Here is an 18,716-nt window from a genome sequence, read left to right as displayed (position 1 = left end):
CGCTGCAGAAGCAGCGCTTTTTTCTGGGTCAGGTCGTCAAGTGTAGTCGGCGGCCGGTTCTGTCCGGCCCCGGGACCACAGCAGGAGCCTGTGCCCGTCTCATCCTTCGCAGCGCGGTCGTCACCCCCTGTCGAGGAGGGGTGCGCCAACGCTTATAAGGCTTTTGCGAATCAGAACGCAGGAACCACGGCGCCCTTGTACTTTTCCTGGATGAACTTCTTGGTGTCTGCAGAGTGCAGAGCGCTCATCAGCTTGGCAATGTCGGCGCCGTTGGCGCGATCCTTGCGAGCCACCACGATATTGGTGTAGGGCGAATCGGCACCTTCGATGAACAGGGCATCTTTAGTGGGGTTGAGCTTGGCTTCGATTGCGTAGTTGGTGTTGATCAGAGCCAGGTCGACATCAGCCAAGGCGCGGGGCAGCAAAGGCGCTTCCAGTTCCTTGAACTTCAGCTTCTTGGGGTTCTTGACGATGTCCAGAGCAGTAGGGGTCAGGCTCTTGGGATCCTTGAGCTCGATCAGGCCATGCTTGACCAGCAGAATCAGTGCTCGGCCGCCGTTGGAGGGGTCGTTGGGAATGGCCACGGTAGCGCCATTCTTCAGATCCTTGATGTTCTTGATCTTGCTGGAGTAGGCACCGAAGGGCTCCACATGAACCTTGCCGTTGGGGACGGCCACCAGCGAGGTCTTGCGGTCCTTGTTGTAGCTGTCCAGATAGGGCTGGTGCTGGAAGAAGTTGGCATCCAGTTGCTTGTCTTCCACGGCGGCGTTGGGCTGCACGTAGTCGCTGAACTCCTTGATTTCCAGATCAATGCCCTGAGCCTTCAGTGCTGGCTTGATGTGATTGAGGATTTCGGCGTGAGGAACGGCCGTGGCACCTACCTTGAGCACGTCAGCAGCTTGGGCCGACAGCGCCAGAGTGGCAATAGCGATAGCAGAGAGAGCTTTCTTCAACATTGGTTCTGACCTTCTTCAGCAAGTTGCAATAAATTCCGGGCCTCGTCTGGACCGCAGTGAACTAAGGTGCATAGTCTAGTGCGGTGTACCAACGTCTGCAGGACATTTTTCTTATTTGGTTATAAGAGCGTCGTTTTTTATACAAAATTTCCTTCCGATTGACTGCCATGAATCCCGAAATGCTGGAGCGCCTGGTGCGCGTGCCTATGCCTTATGGCAAGTACAAAGGCCGTTTGATTGCCGATCTGCCCGGTAACTACCTCAACTGGTTTGCCCGCGAGGGCTTTCCCAAAGGCGAGATCGGTCAGTTGCTGGCTTTGATGCAGGAGCTTGATCACAACGGACTCAGCGGTTTGCTGGAGCCCATTCGCAAGGCTGCAGGGCTGCCGCCAAGAGCACAGGAATAGGCCGCAGAGAGGCGGCTCGATGAATATGCGGAAGGCGGGCCTGCACAAGCCCTGGCCGTTCGCCCTGGGTCGGACGCAGGTAGCTGGCCTTTGGGCTCGGCTGACTGCGGCCGGGCCGTGGGTCTCCAAAATGCCCTGCTTTGGCTCCTAAGGCGTTGTCAATTCCCGGCTCTGGACATATATGGATGGAGCTGGTCGCGGGGGGCGCTCTCACGCCTCGGAGTCTTGCGACAGGTCCGAATGCTGAACAATGCGTCCCTTGCCTGCATGCTTGGCTGAGTACATGGCTTCGTCCGCGCTCTGCATCAGGTTGGCCGAGGAACTACCTGCGGTGCTGATGGAGATACCGATGCTGCTGCCGACTTGCACCATCACTCCACCATTTAGCGCAATGGGCTGACGCACGGCTTCCATGCAGCGCTTCATGACAGACATGGCCTCACCGGAAGTTCGCAAGCCGGATAGCAGCACCACGAATTCATCGCCGCCCAGGCGGGCAACGCAGTCGCCGGCACGAGCCTGGGCCGTCAGTCGTGCAGCTACCACACGTAAGACCTCGTCGCCTGCGTCGTGACCCTGGGTGTCGTTGACCTGTTTGAAACCATCCAGATCCATGAAGCACACGGCAAGCATCTGGCCATCGGCCAGCTCCTGGTTCAGCGTTTCCTCAAGTGCGCGGCGGTTCGCCAGACCCGTCAGAGCGTCGTGGTTGGCAAGGTGGTTGGCGGCTTGTTCACCTCGCTTGAGGGCGTCGATGTCCACCAGAATCCATAGCGACTCTTCGGCATTCAGCAGTGTGCCGGATGCATCCACCCACAAGAGCTTGCCCTCGGCATTTTGCACCTGGAACTGCGCGTGAAATTTGCCCCGAGCCAGCAAGGAGGCATAGGCTTTTTCGCCGATACGCCTGTAGGAGGCTTCGTCCGGGTAAAGCATGCGCGTGGATGCGCCCTGCAGTGCAGCTGCTGGCTGCTTGAGCAGACGGCGCATGGCGGGGTTGGTCCAGACGATCTTGCGCTCACGCAGGCGAGCCATGCCGATCAGGTCATTGTCGATGACCAGCTCCTGCTCTTTGCGGATGCGGCGCTCACGCTGCTGCAGCCGGTACAGTGCCACCGAACCCAGAGCGATCAGGGCGATGCACAAGCCGGCGAGACCCCATGCACGCCAAGCTGAGGCACGCCACATGGCCATATAGGCTTCCGTACCCAGCCCGGTAAACACCGTCAGAGGATATCCAGGCAACCGATGGTAGGCCGTGATGCGCTCCACGCCATCGATCAGGGTCGGTGTGATGTACCAGCCTTCCTCGCTGTTGCGGGTGATGGCCTGGTGATATTCAGACGAGACGGCGGCCTTGCCGATACCTGCGTCGGCGTCCTGGCTTGCAGCCGGATAGCGCGCTACCAGCAGTGCCTGATCGGTGCGCAATGCCATGGCGCTGCTCGTGCCGAACGACTGGCGCTGGAATAGCTGGTGAAAATGCTCGGCCGCGACAATGGCATAGATGATGCCCTGGAATTGGCCGCCCTCGGCCTGAAGCCGCCTTGCCAGCACGATAGACCATTTTCCGAAGGAGTGGCTGATCAACGGCTCAGACACCACCATTCGGTCTGTTTCGCGGGCTTGAGCGAAATAGGCGCGTTCCGCCACTGAAAACGGCACATCAATTTCGCTGGGAGTGATGAGTACCTCGCCTGCACTGTCTGTGATGCGCAGGGCGGTGACAAAAGGAATCAGGGCACGCTGCTCCTGGAGCATTTCGTACAAGGCAAAGTCGGCAGCGGCAAGGCCGTCAAGGCTGCGCGCGCGGTAACGACTGGCAATCGATGACAGAGCGTTGTCAACGAGTCGCACCTCAGCAGCCAGTTCCAAACTCAGGCTGCGCGCCTGATGCCTGGTGACGGCTACTCCCAGGTCCATGTCCGCGCGGTAATTGGCATGCACGCCCAGCCACGTGGCAAAGCACAGCAAGGCCGCTACCAGCAGGTTGCCAAGCACGATGCGATGCAAAAGCTTGTGAGAGCGAAAGCTTGTCATCTTGATTCTTGAGGTCCTTGAATACCAACCTGGATCGGAAACGGCTCGGCTCTGGACATTTATATCAATTACCTGCTGAGTAGAGCATCGCAGAGCTCAACAGCGCAATAGTCTTGCAATCATCCAACAGGTGTTGGGCGGTTGCTGCGAGCAGGCGCCCGAGAGGGCATGCCGCGTGCGCGAATGGTCAGAAGTGGAGCTCCAGGCATGGACGTATTGCTTGTGAGTGATTGTGCAGGGCCGAGCCCTTCCTCCACGCTTGTCGCAGGCGCAAGGTGATGCGGCCCGGCAGAGGATGGAGCTGAAACATATACGGAAATAGTGACGGCATTGAACAAAACTGAAATGAGAATTGATATCATTTGATGTCTGTTTGAGATTTATTCCCCGTTGCACCATGCCCGTTGTCGAAACAGCCTCCCATCGTGAAGTCGCCGCGCTTTACACAGATCATCACGGCTGGTTGCAGGGCTGGTTGCGCCGAAAGGTCGGCAATGCCTTTGATGCAGCAGATCTGACGCAAGACACTTTTGTCCGTATCCTGGGCGTGCGTGAGCCGCCGCGCATAGAGTCGCCGCGCGCTTATCTGACCACGGTGGCCAAAGGAGTACTGGTCAACTGGTGCCGGCGGCAGGCGCTGGAGCGTGCCTATCTGGAGGCTCTGGCCCTGTTGCCCGAACTTGAAGCGCCGTCGCCTGAGCACCGGGCCCTGGTGCTGGAGGCTCTGCATGAGATAGATGCCATGCTTGATGCCTTGCCGCAGCTGGTACGGCGCACTTTTTTGCTTTCACAGCTGGAGGACATGAAGTACGACGATATCGCCTTGCAGCTGGGCGTGTCGCTGACCAGCGTCAAGCGCTACATGGCCCAGGCTTTCAGGCAGTGTCTGGCGCTGATGGAATGACTGCAATGGATGCACGTTTGCTGGACGAAGCTGCGGACTGGCTGGTCCGTCTGAACGATGAAGGCCTGACGGCTGCCGAACGAGTCGCCCTAGAGCGTTGGCGCCAGGCCAGTCCCGCCCATGAAGGCGCCTGGATGCGGGCCGAGCGGCTGATGGACAAGCTGGGAGGGTTGCCGCCGGCGCTGGCCATGCCGGCGCTGGGCCGATCGCAGCGCCGCAGCCGACGGGCCGCAGTGGCCAAGTTGGCTGTTTTGCTGGCCGCCGTGCCCGGTGGCTGGATGAGCTGGCGTGTGGCACAGCAGCAGGGATGGGCAGCCGATCTGCGTACTGTCACGGGCGAGCAGCGCCTCGTGACATTGGCCGATGGCAGCCGTTTGCTGCTGGATACAGGAACGGCCGTCGACATCCGGTTTGATGCTCATCAGCGCCTGATACATCTGCACCGGGGCTCGATCCTGCTGGAAACTGCCGCCGATCCCAGTGGCGTGGACCGGCCGTTGCTGGTGGCGACGGCCATGGGGCGTCTGAGGGCGCTGGGCACACGCTTTTCGGTGCAGCAGAACAACGAAGGAAAATTCGTGGATCTGGCCGTGACCCAGGGCGCGGTCGAAGTCACATTGAGCGTAGCCTCCCGGCCCGCGCTGGTGGTGCCCGCGGGCAAATGGGCGAGGTTGACTGCACTGGGAGCAGGGGGGCTGCAGACGGCAGGGCCGCAGCAACTGGCCTGGGTGCACGGCATGTTGGTGGCGGATGCCATGCCCATGGCAGAAGTCTGCGCCCAGTTGTCGCGTTACCGGCCTGGTCTGCTGCAGTGTGCCCCGGAGGCGGTGTCCATCAAAGTGTCGGGCGCGTATCCCTTGGCCGATACCGATCGTGCCTTGGCCATGCTGGTCGAAACCTATGCCGTGACGGTGCATCGGCGCTGGCAGGGTTACTGGGTCACGGTGGCGGCCCGCTGAGCTCACTAACAAGGCATCCTCTAAAAATTGCACGAAGGTGAGACTTTCTGGAAAGTTGTTTGGCAAGCAAGGTGAACCACTCATTTTTGCTTCCAAAGGACTGTCTTTCATGCCTGCTTTCATGGCCTCCCGTTCCCTATCGAATCCTGTATTCAGCCCCGTTGCGCGCGCCGCGCAGCTTGCCTTGCTGGGCTGGGCGCTGGCGGCGACCTCCGTGCAGGCTGCCGAGCCGCCTGCAGCCGGGAAAGCTCAGGCCTACCGGATAGAAGCAGGCCCGCTGGGCCGGGTGCTGTCCGAGGTTGCGGCTACGGCCGGCATGGCACTGTCGTTCGATCCTGCGCTCACACAAGGTCGGCAAAGCCCGGTGCTTTCCGGCAGCTATACGCCGCGCGAGGCACTGCAGCGCCTGCTGGCTGGCAGCGGGCTGGAGCTGGTGTCACGCTCCGGCGGCAGCTATACCCTGCAAAGGCAGGCCGTGGCGCCCGTCTCGAGTGAAGAGGGCAGCACACTGTCTGAGGTGCGTGTCACGGCCCAGGCCGAGCGCAGCGGCACCACGGAAGGCACGGGCAGCTATACCCAGACGGGACCCAGCCGCACAGCCACGGGCCTGGGCCTGACTCTACGCGAGACGCCGCAGTCGGTGAGCGTGATGACACGCCAGCGCATGGATGACTTCAAGCTGGAGACGCTGGTCGATGTGCTGGAGCAGACACCGGGCATTGCCGTCTATCGGCAGAACAACGCGACGGACTTCCAGGCCCGCGGCTCGGAGGTGAATTTGCAGGTCGACGGCATGTCCCAGCTCAGCAATGGCTGGTACTTTGTCACCAGCACCATGTATGCGTTGGACGATATGGCGGAGATGGACCGTGTCGAAGTGCTCAAAGGCTCGTCGGGACTGGTTGTCGGCAAGGGCGGCTATGGCGCCACCGTCAATCTGATCCGCAAGCGTCCCATGCGCGAGTTCCAGGCCAGCGTGCGAGCCAATGCCGGCAGCTGGGATACCTACCGTGCGCAGGCCGATATAAGCGGCTCGCTCAACGAGGCGGGGACGCTGCGTGGCCGCGTGGTGGCTTCCATGACGGATGCTGGCAGCTTTCGCGACAACGAAAAGAGCAACAGCAAAATGCTGTTCGGCACGCTGGAGGCCGACCTCACCCCCGATACCTTGCTGAACCTGGGCATCACGCTGCGTCAGCGCGAGGCACGTGGCTTCGGCACGACCCGACCCATCCAGCGCTACACCGCAGCGGGTGCCGAAGTGGGGCTGATGCCGCGCTCGTTCAACAACGGTGCGCCCTGGTCGGGCTATGAACAGGAAAGCACCGAGCTGTTCGGCAGCGTGGAGCAGCGTCTGGCCCATGACTGGACGGCAAGCCTGAAGTTCTTCCATCAGAGGGTGAAGATGGACGACATGACACTGGGCTATCTCTGGAACAGCACCACCGCTGCCTATCTGCCGTGGCAGGACGTGGAAAACCGCAACTGGTCGGTCAATCTCGATGTCAAAGGCCCTTTCACACTGCTGGGCCGCACGCACGAGTTGTTGGCCGGCGTGGGCATGTCGCGCTACCACAGTGGCCTGCTCTACGGCAGCTCGAAGAGTGCTTCCCTGGCCAATTTGGGCCTGAGCTATGCCCAGGGCGGTAGCGCGCTGGCGCAGCCCGATTTCCGCAACTGGAACTATGACCGCCATGTTTTCAACCAGCGCCAGCGCTATGCCTACACTGCAGGGCGCTTTCGCCTGGCAGATCCGCTGCAGCTGATAGCCGGCATGCGTGTGACGCAGTACCGCCAGAATGATGTGACGCCCACCTGGTGGAATTACGATATGCGCGAAACCGTCACCACGCCCTATGCCGGCCTGGTCTACGAGGTGCATCCCCAGGTCTCCCTGTACGGTAGCTACGCCACCATCTTCAAGCCGCAAAGCGCCCAGGATGAGCAGGGACGTACCCTGGATCCCGAGCAAGGCAAGACCTTTGAAGTCGGTGCCAAGGGCGAGTTCCTGGACAAGCGGCTCAACGCCAGCATCGCTCACTTCTGGATGAAGACCGACAACTCGGCCCAGGAATCCGGTGGTTTCACCCCCGGCGGCGATATGGCCTACCGTGCCGTCAGCGGCGCCACGCGGCGCGGCTGGGAGCTGGAGCTGTCGGGTGAGCTGGCGCGCGGCTGGCAGGTGCAGGGCAGTCTGGTGCAGCAAAACAGCTCGCTGACCAGCTCCAGCCTGTATCCCAGGTACCAGCTCAAGCTCGGCAGCACGTACCGCTTCGAGGGTGGATCGCTGCGAGGCCTGACATTGGGAGCGGCCACTCGCTGGCAAAGCAAGACCTCGACCAGCGACAGCCACAACACCCTGGCGCAGCAGTCCTATGCCGTGCTGGATCTGATGGCCCGCTATCAAGTCGACAAGCATCTGTCGCTGAGCCTGAATGTGAACAATCTGCTGGACAAGAAATACTTTGCCGGTGTCAGCAACCTGGGTGGCCTGTACTACACCTGGGGGGCGCCGCGCAGCGTGAACGTGGGCATGCGCTACGACTTCTGAGTGCAGGCAGCACACCTGCCCTGGAGGCCACCGGTGCAGTCGGCCTGAGTGCAGCGGCGCTCCAGGCTGGCGATCTCTGCTGGCACTGCCATGGTTCAGCCAAGGCTCTGTGCTGGCCTGGCGCCGGCAAGCCTGCGCCGCTGCAGGCCCTGCCGCTGGAGCCGGCCTGTGCCATGGCGCAGGGCGGATGACTCTTTTTGGGTTTTCGTTTGTCATACATAGGGGCAGGGCCGTGCGGCCTCCTTCGCCCCGGGTTGTCCAGGGCATCTATCTCTCTGTCCTTATGTCATGACCCCCTTCTTTCTGAGCTTCGCGGGCAGCAGCGTCCTATCCCGGCTGCTGGCCGCTGTTCTGGGCGGCTATCTGCTGGCCAGCGCCCTGGCCGTATTCCTGGCGACGGTCCTGTTCGCACCGCGTGCCGAGTCGGTGCTGGCGGGCATGCTGTGGAGTTTCGCCGTGTATGTGCTGGCCGTGATCTGGGCCTTCTCGCCGGTGTCGCCCAGCCGCGTCTGGCTGGGTCTGCTGCTGCCCACCGTCATGCTGGCGGGCGCCTCGGCCTGGCTGGCTGGAGGAGCTTGAGCATGGCCGAGCGTAAAAATGCGGGCGGAGCAGGCCAGGGCGGTGATGGGCAGTCTGCACCAGGTGGAGTTCGGCGGGCAGCCGCTCAAGTGGCTGTATTTCCTCTGCGGGCTGGCCGGCAGCGCCATGATGGCAACCGGGGCCATCCTGTTCATGGTCAAGCGTCGCGGCAAGCATCTGGGCAGGCAGGCTGGCGAGCTCGGTAGCGCCACGGCGCGCGTGTACCGGCTCGTCGAAGGACTCAATGTCGCGGCCATCGTCGGTCTGAGCCTGGGCTGCATCGGCTATCTGTGGGCCAACCGCCTGGTTCCCGTCGGGCTGTCCCATAGAGCGAGTTGGGAGCTGACGGTGTTCTTCGGGCTTTGGAGCCTGGCGCTGCTGCATGCCCTGGTGCGTGCGCCCGTCGTTGCATGGCAGGAGCAACTGGGCCTGCTGGCCGTTCTGTGCCTGCTGCTGCCGCTGCTGAACTGGATCACGGTCGGTGACAGCCTGCCGGTCCAGATCGCTCGCGGCGATTGGGAGCGCGCGGGAGTGGAGCTGTGCGCCATGGCGCTGGGATTGCCTGCCGCCTGGGCCTGGCGCTACCTGAGGTGCCGCGGCTGCGATGCAGCACGGCGTGCTCCTGCAGTCAAGATGGAGATGGGAGCATGAATGCCCTGCAAGCTTCAATGCTGGCTTTTGCGCCGGCCTTTGCCGACATGGTGACACTGGCTTTTGCCATGGAGCGTCATCATGAACAGCTGACGGGAGCCATGGAGATTTCCCGGGCTCGATCGCGGCTGTTGCGCTGCGCGGGAGCATTGCTGTTGGCGGTGGCCATCATGCCCTGTCTGCGTGCCTGGGGCTTGTCCGTGGGAGTCGTGGCCTGGCTGGGCTGGCTGTCGATAGGAGCGCTACTCGCCGTCGCCCTGATCAGTGCCGCAGCCCGTTGGGCCGCGGCCGCTTGCTGCATTCTTGCTGCGACGGCTCTGGCCTGGGTCTGGAGCGTGTGACAAGGATCTGGCGGCGCATCATTGCCAGGTGCCAAGCGGTTGGCGCTTGATGCGTGCTTGTCTTTCGGTGTCTTGTTGAGCTTCGCGTAATCGGCAGGGGTCGCGGCTCCAGCCTCATTGGTTCACAGGCCTGGGCATGTCTTATATGGTTTGCGTTCGGACATTGTCTGTTGCCAGGAATGTGCCGGACCAGGCAACCGGCGGTGGCTGGAAACACCCGAAGGAATGCACAAATGGGTGAAAAAAAGGGATGCGAATCGCATCCCTTTTTTGAAGCAGCCGGAAGATCTGAATTCCTGCACAGCCTGTTTTGACGCCCGGTTACGGGCCGATGATTACTTGGCAGCTGCGCGTGCGGCTTCCGCCTTGGCCTTGGCTTCGTCCAGCTTCTTTTGCAGAGCGGCGGCTTCCGCTTCAGCCTTCTTGGCCTCTTCTTCCTTGGCCTTCTTGGCTTCGGCTTCCTTGTCGCCGCCACCCATGGCGCCGGCAATGGCGCTGCCAGCCATGGTGCCGGCCACGGCGCCGACAGCTGCGCCGGCCATGGTGCCCATCATGCCGGAGCCACGAGCGGCAGGAGCCGCTGCAGCTGCGGGAGCGGCCGCAGGAGCTGCCGCAGTGGCGGGGGCTGCGGGTGTGGCAGGTGCCGCAGCCTTGGGCGCGGCGGCGGCAGGAGCCACGGGTGCGGGCTGAGCGGGCGCCTTGCTGCCGATGCTGGCAGGGCGAACGGACTTGCTGCTGCCCATGCGCTTGGCCTGAGCCAGGGAAGGCACAGTCAGCGATGCGATGGCGATAGCGATCACGGAGGCAGCAGCACGGTACGAAGTCTTCACGAAATGGTTTCCAGTCATGGTTGTCATAGATGGCCGCCTGCTTTTCAAGGGTGCAGACAACCAGCATGCCTTGTGACGCTTGTCGCATCAGGCTTGCTTGCTATGGTATTTAAAGTCAATGGGTGGATTTTCAAGGTGCTGAGCTGAAACTGTCCGTAAAAGAACAGGGCTCAGACCCTGAGCGGCCGGATGTTGTGTGATGTATGAGGCCGCACGCTATTGTAGGAACAGTCTGCATGCGCAAAAGTTCCACTAGTCTTCAATGCAGGGAAATAGCACTTGAAGTGCCCTGCAGCGCTTGGAGCGTGAGCGGGGCATGCTATCGAGCCAGAGGAAGATTGGTTTAGCGCTTCTGGTGCAGTTGCACCCAGTCGAGAAAGCGTGTCATGTACTTGACGAGGAAGTCATGGCTGCCCTGGCCGATCTTGCCGTCGGCGTCCAGCAGCGTGTCGGACCAGCGCACAAAGCCTTCGGGCTGGGGCAGGGTGGGCATGTCCAGCGACACCAGCACATTGCGCAGGTGCTGCTGGGCCATGGCCGTGGCGGCCGCGCCAGGCTAGCTGCCGATCACGGCGGCCGGCAGTCCTGCCCAGACGGATTGGCCATAGGGACGGCTCAGGCCATCGAGCACGTTCTTGAGCGATGCGGGGATGGAGCGGTTGTATTCGGGCGTCACGAACAGAACGCCGTTGCAGCCGCGAATCAGGGGCTTGAGGTCGTCGAAGGGCTTGAAATCGGGGGTGTTGTCGAAGTCGCGGTTGTAGACCGGCAGGCGGCTGATATCGATGAATTCGAAATCGGCCTTGTCCTGCATGAGTGCGGCCAGGCCCTGGCCGAGCTGGCGGTTGATGGACTGCTTGCTGAGGCTGCCCACGATGACGGCGATTCTGAGTTGGCTCATGCGCTGACCTTTCGACTGGGTTGAGGGAGATGCATGGCATCTGTAGCAAAGCTGCCGGGATTTGCCGCGCCGCAACGGGCACAAAAAAGCCGCTGACCCTGGATGACAGGGCCGCGGCTGATGGGGCGGGTGCTTGTCGCCGCCTATTTGAGCACTTCCAGCAGGCGATCCAGGCCGCCTTCGTTGATGGCGACCTTGGCCTCGTTGCGCACGCGCGGCTTGGCGTGGAAGGCCACAGACAGACCGGCCGCCTGCATCATGGGAATGTCGTTGCTGCCATCGCCCACGGCAATGCACTGGCTGGCATCGATGCCGATCAGCGAAGCCACTTCCAGCAAGGTGCGGCGCTTTTCCGCGCCGTCGCAGATATCGCCCCAGGCCTGCTCGACCAGACCGCCGGTTAGTGCACCGTCCTTGATCTCCAGCACATTGGCACGCACAAAGTCGATATTCAACAGGCCGCGCACATGCTCGGCAAAGTAGGTAAAGCCGCCGGAGACCAGCAGCACCTTCAGGCCGGCGGCCTTGGCGGCCTTGACCAGGGTTTCAGCGCCCGGCGAGAGTTTCAGGCGTTCGGCCAGAACGCGGGCCATGTCGGCCTCGGTCACTCCGACCAGCTTGCCTACGCGCTGGCGCAGGCTGTCTTTGAAGTCGGTGATCTCGCCGCGCATGGTGGCTTCGGTGATCGCCGCCACTTCGGCTTTCTTACCCGTGGCGTCGGCGATCTCGTCGATGCACTCGATGGTGATCAGCGTCGAGTCCATATCAAAGGCGATGAGCTTGTAGTCCGCCAGCTTCTGGGGGGCGGTAAAGCCGCGGATCATCAGGCCGGGAGCAAATTCGGTGGCGTCGGTCATTGCGAGTCGTGCGAATGAGGGGGTAGCAGAAAGGGGAATGGCGGAGATCGGGCCCGCGCCATTCCTCAAGGTGGCCGCCATTATCCGCTGTTGTGGCGGGCTTCGGCTGGCCATTCACCCGGGAGTCTGCATCCCTGGTGCTGCACGAGGCGGCACCTACTGCGGCTGAATGCCTGCTGCCTTGACCAGTTCTGCATGCAGCCTGATGTCCTGGGCCACTGTCTGCCTGAGCTGCTCTGGCGTCGATGGCGCGACTTCCATGCCGTTTTCACCCAGTTTGGTCTTGATCTCGCTGTCCAGTGCAACGCGCACGGCGCGGTTGAGCTTGTCGATCACGGGCTGCGGCGTCTTGGCAGGGGCGAACAGGCCGACCCAGGCCGAGAGGTTGAGGTCGGCAAAACCGCCTTCGGCCATGGTCGGGGTGTTGGGCAGCATGGCTGCGCGCCTGGGCGCCATCAGAGCCAGGGCATGCAGCTTGCCGGCCTGGATATGGGGCAGGGCTTCGGGCAGCACGGCAAACAGCATGTCCACATTGCCAGCCAGCGTATCGTTGACGGCTGGCGCGCCGCCTTTGTAGGGCACGTGCAGCATCTTGGCCTGGGTGCGCGTCTCAAACATCAGCGCTGCCAGATGCTGTGGGCTGCCGTCGCCGGATGAGGCAAAGGTCAGCTTGCCTGGGGCGGCCTTGGCAGCCGCCACCACGGCAGCCACGCTGGGGAATTTCTGTCTGTCCTTGACCACCAGCACCATGGGCTGGTTCACCAGCTTGCTGATCGGCGCGAAGTCGGCTTCGGGGTCATAGGGCAGGGATTTGAAGATGCTCTTGTTGGTGGTCAGGAATGAGGCCGGCGAGACCATCAGCGTATAGCCGTCCGGGGCGGAACGTGCCACGGCCGGCGTGCCGATCTGGCCCGAGGCACCGGCGCGGTTGTCCACCACAAAAGGCTGCTTGAGTTCACCAGCCAGCTTTTGACCCACGACTCGGGCAATCATGTCGGCGCTGCCTCCTGCGGGCAGTGCGACTATGACCTTGACCGCGCGCTCGGGATAGACGTCCTGTGCCTGGGCCGTGACGGCAAAGCCAGCTGCCAGCGCGCAGGCCAGGCCTGTGCGGGCAGTGGTATGTACGGCTTGGCGAATATTGAAGCCAATGCTGGCGCGAACGGGGTGGAACAGCATGCGATCCCTCTCTTTCTCAAGATATGCACCAGCTTGGTGATTGCTTCGGTGCGATAGTCCGATGATGAGCAAGCCTTGTGCCAAATGCCTTGGCGTTTTGCCGGATGGGAAAGATGCGGTTTGCGCAGTGGCCGGGAAAGTGGCAGAGCTGATGCGCCACGACGGCATCAGCTTTCAGGATTGCCAGGGGGCTGCAGGTATAGGGCATCGGACCAGGTGGCCACCCAGTGCGGGCGAAACACCACGAATACCGCAGTCAGCATGCCGGTGGTCACGCCATCGCTCCAGGCCATGAGCCAGCGCGCCATGTGCGAGAGCTCGTCGTTGACATTGGGCAGCACATGCCCGGCCCATTGGCCGAGCAGGGACGCGATGAACACGCACACAACCGTGCCCAGGAAACCGCGCAAGAAAATAAAGACAAAGATGTTGTGCCAGCACCAGCGGCGCACCGCTGCCCCCCAGAGCATGGCCAGCGTGGCCGGCACCAGCCCCTGCCAGACCGCCATGCCCAGAGCGTCCTGCAGTCCGAGTGCGGGAGCCAGTGCAAAGGCAATAGCGCTTGTCGCAATCAGTACCGGCACTGCAAGCGGCCAGCCGATCAGAAGCAGCACCAGCGGTGCACCAGACCAGTGCAGTTGCATCGGCATTTTGTGCAGCTCAGGCAGCGCCCAGACCCAGGGCAGCAGCACCAGAATGGCCAGCAGCGGTGTGATCAACGGTGACGGCACCGGGTCAAGCATGCCGCCGGGGCCGGCCCGGCTACCCAGCATGCGCCAGGGGCGGCAGAGCAGGGCCAGCAACAAGGCCAGCAGGGCAATGGCAGCTTCAAGAAACATGGCGGCTCGGAAAATCAGGGTCCGCCGCCATCTTGCACCGTCTGCATCGGGCTGGGCTCAATAGCCCTGCTGGCTTTGTCAGCAGTCTTTTCAGGCACGAACAGCTGTTTCGCTCTGGAGCGGCTGGCCCAGGCTGCGCAGCACATCGCGCACCATCTGGGCACGGTCCTTGGGGTTCTCCAGCTCTTTTTCGATGCGCAGCTTCTCGTTGCCCGCCAGCTTGATGTGCTTGTTCTTCTGGATCAGGTGAATGATGTTCATGGGATCGATTGGCGGCTGAGGCTTGAAGCTGATGTTGATCACGCCGGGGGCGGCATCGACCTTCACAACGCCGTAGGGCTGGCTCAGCACGCGCAGACGGTGCACGTCGATCAGGGTCTGCGCCTGGGGCGGCAGCTTGCCGAAGCGGTCCACGATTTCCTCGAGCAGGGTATCGATCTGATCGGCGGTCTTGGCTGTGGCCAGCTTCTTGTAGAACGACAGGCGCAGATGCACATCGCCGCAGTAGTCATTGGGCAACAGGGCCGGGGCGTGCAGATTGATATCGGTGGAGGCCGACAGCGGCGAGAGCAGATCGGGCTCCTTGCCGGCCTTGAGGCTGCGCACGGCTTCGGACAGCATTTCGTTATAGAGCTGAAAGCCCACTTCCATCATATTGCCGCTCTGGTTTTCGCCCAGCACCTCGCCGGCGCCACGGATTTCCAGGTCATGCATGGCCAGATAGAAGCCCGAGCCCAGCTCCTCCATCTGCTGGATGGCCTCCAGCCGCTGCTGGGCCTGCCTGGTCAGGCCGTCCAGGTCCGGCACCATCAGATAGGCATAGGCCTGATGGTGGCTGCGTCCCACGCGACCGCGCAGCTGGTGCAACTGCGCCAGACCGAACTTGTCGGCGCGGCTGATGAGAATGGTGTTGGCTGATGGCACGTCGATACCGGTCTCGATGATGGTCGAGCACAGCAATATGTTGTAGCGCTGGGCCACGAAATCGCGCATCACACGCTCGAGCTCGCGCTCGGGCATCTGGCCGTGGGCCACGGCAATGCGTGCCTCGGGCAGGATTTCCTCCAGCTTTTGCTTGCGGTTCTCTATGGTCTCGACCTCGTTGTGCAGGAAGTAGATCTGTCCGCCGCGCTTGAGCTCGCGCAGCACCGCTTCGCGAATCACGCCCGTGCCCTCGTTGCGCACAAAGGTCTTGATGGCCAGGCGCCGCTGCGGCGCCGTGGCAATCACCGACAGATCGCGCAGCCCCTCCAGCGCCATGCCCATGGTGCGCGGAATCGGGGTGGCCGTCAGCGTCAACACATCAACCTCGGCACGCATGGCCTTCATGGCCTCCTTGTGGCGCACGCCAAAGCGGTGTTCCTCGTCGATGATGAGCAGGCCCAGATTCTTGAACTGGGTGGACTCGGAGAGCAGCTTGTGCGTGCCGACCACGATGTCGACCGTGCCGTCCGAGATGCCCTTGATGGCAGCGGTGATCTCCTTGCCCGAGCGGAAACGCGACACCTCGGCCACCTTGATCGGCCATTTGGAGAAGCGGTCCACCAGGGTCTGGTAATGCTGCTCGGCCAGCAGCGTGGTGGGGGCCAGAAAGGCGACCTGCTTGCCGCCCATGGCCGCCACAAAGGCCGCGCGCAGCGCGACCTCGGTCTTGCCGAAGCCGACATCGCCACAGACCAGGCGGTCCATGGGCTGGGGGCTGATCATGTCTTGCACCACCGCGTGGATGGCCGCGCGCTGGTCGGCCGTTTCCTCGAAGCCGAAGTCGGCCACAAACTGCTCGTAGTCGGCTGCTGGGAAGCGGAAGGCATGGCCCTGGCGCGCGGCGCGGCGGGCATAGATATTGAGCAGCTCGGCGGCCGAGTCGCGCACCTGTTCGGCTGCCTTGCGCTTGGCTTTTTCCCATTGCGTGCCACCCAGCTTGTGCAGCGGCGCATCGTCGGGCGAGACGCCGGTGTAGCGGCTGATCAGGTGCAACTGGCTGACGGGCACATAGAGCACGGCGTCGGCCGCATATTCCAGGTGCAGAAATTCCTGCAGTGCGGGCGTGCCGTCCGGGTTCTTCTGGCCCATGTCCATATTGATGAGCCCGCGATAGCGGCCAATGCCGTGGTCGGAATGGACGATGGGGTCTCCCACCTTGAGCTCGGACAGGTCCTTGATCAGGGCCTCCACATCGCTGACCTGCTCCTGGCGGCGGCGACGGCGGCCCGTGGGGCTGCTGGCAAACAGCTCGGTTTCGGTGACAAAGTCCAGGCCTTCCTCGACCCAGGCAAAGCCCGTCATCAGGCTGGAGGTGGCGATACCGACCTTTTCCGTGGCATCGGCCTGGAACTCGGCCAGAGAGTCGAACACGGGCGGGTTGACGCCCGAGGCGCGGAAAAAGTCGAGCAGACTCTCGCGCCTGCCATCGGATTCGGCCAGAAGCAAGACCCGACTTGCTCCAGCTGCTATATGTTTTTGCAGCTTGGCCAGCGGGTCATCGGCCCCGCGCAGCACGGAAAGGTCTTCGAGCTTCTGGAAGATGGCGCTGTCGGCCACATCTTCGGTGCCCGGGCGCAAGGCCAGCTGGGCGTGTTCCTTGCTGCGGGCATAGAACTGGTCGGCGCTGAGAAACAGCGTCTCGGGCGGCAGCGCCGGGTGGTCGGGGTCGCCCTGCACCAGGCGGTAGCGGTCCTTGGTGTCCTGCCAGAAGCGCTGGAAGGCCGGCTCCAGATCGCCATGCAACACCACGGTGGCCTCATCGCCCAGATAGTCAAAGACCGTGGCAGTCTCGTCGAAGAACAGCGGCAGGTAGTACTCGATGCCGGCCGTGGCAATGCCGGCACCCATGTCCTTGTAGATGCGGCTGCGCGTGGGGTCGCCCTCAAGCAGCTCGCGCCAGCGGCTGCGGAACTTGGCGCGCGCCTCCTCATCCATCGGGAATTCGCGGCCTGGCAGCAGGCGTACCTCGGGCACGGGATAGAGGCTGCGTTGCGTGTCGGGGTCGAAGGTGCGGATGGAGTCGATCTCGTCGTCGAACAGGTCCACACGGTAGGGCTGGAGCGAGCCCATGGGGAACAGATCGATCAGGCCGCCGCGCACCGCATATTCGCCATGGCTCACCACCTGGGACACGTGCTGGTAGCCCGCCAGCGTGAGCTGGGCCTTGAGCTTGGCCTCGTCCAGCTTCTGGCCCTGCTTGAATTCAAAGGTATAGCCGGCCAGAAACGAGGGCGGGGCCAGGCGATAAAGGGCCGTGGTGGCGGGCACGATGACCACATCGGCGCCATGCTGCTTGTCGCGCTGGTTGATGCGCCACAGCGTGGCCAGGCGCTCGCTGATCAGATCCTGGTGCGGCGAGAAGCTGTCGTAGGGCAGGGTTTCCCAGTCGGGGAACAATGCGCAGCGCAGCTCGGGGGCGAAGAAGGCCATCTCCTCAATGAGGCGGTGGGCATCGGCGGCATCGGCCGTGACGATGGCAGTGACCCGGCCGTCGTGCTTTTCACGCTCGCCCAGCCTGGCCAGCAGCAGCGCGTCGGCGCTGCCGACAGGGCGGGGCAGGTGAAAGCGTTTACCAGGGGTGAGCTTGGGCAGTTGCATGGTTTTTCACAGACAAGCGCAGGCAGCGGCGCACAGGTGCGGGCTGGATGCAAAAAAACGGGGACAGATTGAATGCGGGCAAGCCCCGCCATCTAAGGCAGGGCTCACAGCCCAATCAGCGCGGAGCTGACGGTTGGCGGCGCATTCACTCAAAATGGGGACACCTCAAGGCGATGCAAGTCGAAAGCAGGTCTTCGATGGATCTCAGGGGCTTTCGGACGAAATGGTGATTTTAAAATACTGTGCATGACAGATCGGTTTTTCTCGCCTGAGTCCATCGCGGACGACAAGGCAAACGCTGCGGCGTCGTCGTCGCCGGCATCTGCGCCCCGGTGCTGGGGGCTGATTCCCTGTGCGGGCGTCGGTCTGCGCGCCATTGCTGCAGATTCCCCGGCCCCCGAGCTACCCAAGCAATACCAGAGCGTTGCGGGCCAGCCCATGGTCATGCACACGCTGGCCGCCATGTTGGCGGTGCAGCGCATGCACCGGGTGCTGCTGGTGGTCTCTGCTTCCGATGGCTTCTGGCAGGGGCGCGCCACGGACGCCCGGCTCGGCATTGCTGCCTGTGGCGGAGCCACCCGTGCCGAGACCGTGAGCAACGGCCTGCAGGAGTTGCTGCGCATGGGGGCCAGCGGCGAGGACTGGGTGCTGGTGCATGACGCGGCGCGCTGTCTGGTCACGTCGACGCAGGTCAATGCCTTGATCGATGCCTGCCTGCCGGATGCGGTGGGGGGGCTGCTGGCGCTGAAACTGCCCGACACTCTCAAGCAGCAGGCCACCGGCGCGGGCCCGGCACGTGTGGCGCAGACGGTGGAGCGTGGCGACAAATGGCTGGCTCAGACCCCGCAGATGTTCCGTATCGCAGCCTTGCTGTCTGCGCTGCAGGCGGCTGGCGCTGCCGTGACCGACGAAGCCAGCGCCATGGAACTGGCAGGTCACTCACCCAGACTGGTGCCGGGCGGTGCGCAGAACTTCAAGGTGACTTACCCCGACGACTTCGCGCTGGCCGAGGCCGTGCTGCTGCAGCGAAAGGCGCGTGGCTAGAGGGATTTGGCATCGACAGGGCTTGACGCACGCAAGAGCGCACAGTGGGCATTGCCATCGGCAGAATGCCGTGCCCGACCCGGGTCGGCGCAGATA

At 62.7% G+C, this 18,716-nt stretch carries 14 protein-coding genes and 2 pseudogenes; 8 read left to right on the top strand and 8 right to left on the bottom strand.

Going from position 1 to position 18,716, the window contains the following annotated elements:
- Window positions 1–170 precede the first annotated feature (170 nt).
- The gene (locus tag QYQ99_RS01760) at window positions 171–956 is read right to left on the bottom strand and encodes a MetQ/NlpA family ABC transporter substrate-binding protein (RefSeq protein ID WP_302091153.1); all 786 of its coding nucleotides are present in this window, start codon (window positions 954–956) and stop codon (window positions 171–173) included.
- A 167-nt stretch (window positions 957–1,123) separates the two neighbouring features.
- Between QYQ99_RS01760 and QYQ99_RS01755 the strand changes: the two genes are divergently transcribed.
- Window positions 1,124–1,363, top strand: a complete 240-nt coding sequence (locus QYQ99_RS01755) for a DUF3820 family protein (protein ID WP_012838051.1) — start codon at window positions 1,124–1,126, stop codon at window positions 1,361–1,363.
- 210 nt (window positions 1,364–1,573) lie between these two features.
- Here the strand turns inward: QYQ99_RS01755 and QYQ99_RS01750 are convergent, their stop codons facing one another.
- Window positions 1,574–3,403 (bottom strand): sensor domain-containing diguanylate cyclase, encoded by a 1,830-nt coding sequence (locus QYQ99_RS01750; RefSeq protein WP_302091152.1) that lies wholly within the window; start codon window positions 3,401–3,403, stop codon window positions 1,574–1,576.
- Between the two features lie 397 nt (window positions 3,404–3,800).
- On the opposite strand from QYQ99_RS01750, the gene QYQ99_RS01745 reads away from it, so the two are divergent.
- The 6 genes and pseudogenes from QYQ99_RS01745 (at window position 3,801) to QYQ99_RS01720 (ending at window position 9,388) form a co-directional block, all read left to right on the top strand.
- Window positions 3,801–4,307, top strand: a complete 507-nt coding sequence (locus QYQ99_RS01745; RefSeq protein ID WP_302091151.1) for a sigma-70 family RNA polymerase sigma factor — start codon at window positions 3,801–3,803, stop codon at window positions 4,305–4,307.
- Between the two features lie 5 nt (window positions 4,308–4,312).
- Complete coding sequence (locus QYQ99_RS01740) at window positions 4,313–5,266, top strand: FecR domain-containing protein (RefSeq protein WP_302091150.1); 954 nt, start codon at window positions 4,313–4,315, stop codon at window positions 5,264–5,266.
- A gap of 109 nt (window positions 5,267–5,375) precedes the next feature.
- Window positions 5,376–7,817, top strand: a complete 2,442-nt coding sequence (locus QYQ99_RS01735; protein ID WP_302091149.1) for a TonB-dependent siderophore receptor — start codon at window positions 5,376–5,378, stop codon at window positions 7,815–7,817.
- A gap of 288 nt (window positions 7,818–8,105) precedes the next feature.
- Complete coding sequence (locus QYQ99_RS01730) at window positions 8,106–8,396, top strand: DUF3649 domain-containing protein (RefSeq protein ID WP_302091148.1); 291 nt, start codon at window positions 8,106–8,108, stop codon at window positions 8,394–8,396.
- A 33-nt stretch (window positions 8,397–8,429) separates the two neighbouring features.
- A pseudogene (locus QYQ99_RS01725) lies at window positions 8,430–9,047 on the top strand (PepSY domain-containing protein); the annotation flags it as partial.
- Window positions 9,044–9,388, top strand: coding sequence for a DUF3325 domain-containing protein (locus QYQ99_RS01720; RefSeq protein WP_302091147.1), 345 nt, complete (start codon window positions 9,044–9,046; stop codon window positions 9,386–9,388). The pseudogene QYQ99_RS01725 and the gene QYQ99_RS01720, both read left to right, overlap by 4 nt.
- A 335-nt stretch (window positions 9,389–9,723) precedes the next feature.
- Here QYQ99_RS01720 and QYQ99_RS01715 read toward each other — a convergent pair whose 3' ends face one another.
- From QYQ99_RS01715 to mfd, 6 genes and pseudogenes are all read right to left on the bottom strand, one after another.
- A complete protein-coding gene (locus tag QYQ99_RS01715) occupies window positions 9,724–10,245 on the bottom strand; it encodes an ABC transporter substrate-binding protein (RefSeq protein WP_302091146.1) in 522 nt (173 codons plus the stop codon).
- 316 nt (window positions 10,246–10,561) lie between these two features.
- Window positions 10,562–11,119: pseudogene (locus tag QYQ99_RS01710) on the bottom strand (NADPH-dependent FMN reductase).
- A 143-nt stretch (window positions 11,120–11,262) separates the two neighbouring features.
- Complete coding sequence (serB, locus tag QYQ99_RS01705; protein ID WP_302091145.1) at window positions 11,263–11,976, bottom strand: phosphoserine phosphatase SerB; 714 nt, start codon at window positions 11,974–11,976, stop codon at window positions 11,263–11,265.
- A 156-nt stretch (window positions 11,977–12,132) separates the two neighbouring features.
- Window positions 12,133–13,155, bottom strand: a complete 1,023-nt coding sequence (locus tag QYQ99_RS01700; RefSeq protein ID WP_302091144.1) for a Bug family tripartite tricarboxylate transporter substrate binding protein — start codon at window positions 13,153–13,155, stop codon at window positions 12,133–12,135.
- 167 nt (window positions 13,156–13,322) lie between these two features.
- Complete coding sequence (locus QYQ99_RS01695; protein ID WP_302091143.1) at window positions 13,323–13,994, bottom strand: hypothetical protein; 672 nt, start codon at window positions 13,992–13,994, stop codon at window positions 13,323–13,325.
- Window positions 13,995–14,084: 90 nt separating this feature from the next.
- Window positions 14,085–17,576 carry a transcription-repair coupling factor gene (gene mfd, locus QYQ99_RS01690; RefSeq protein WP_302091142.1) on the bottom strand — a complete coding sequence of 1,164 codons (3,492 nt, stop codon included), beginning with the start codon at window positions 17,574–17,576 and terminating at the stop codon, window positions 14,085–14,087.
- 246 nt (window positions 17,577–17,822) lie between these two features.
- On the opposite strand from mfd, the gene ispD reads away from it, so the two are divergent.
- Entirely contained in the window at window positions 17,823–18,620 is a 798-nt protein-coding gene (gene ispD / locus QYQ99_RS01685; protein WP_302091141.1) for a 2-C-methyl-D-erythritol 4-phosphate cytidylyltransferase, read from the top strand.
- Window positions 18,621–18,716 lie beyond the last annotated feature (96 nt).

The sequence above is a fragment of the Comamonas testosteroni genome, from assembly GCF_030505195.1.
Lineage (GTDB): Bacteria > Pseudomonadota > Gammaproteobacteria > Burkholderiales > Burkholderiaceae_C > Comamonas > Comamonas testosteroni_G.
The sequence above is the reverse complement of the archived record's forward strand: the minus strand, read 5'-3'. Positions and strand labels throughout refer to the sequence as shown.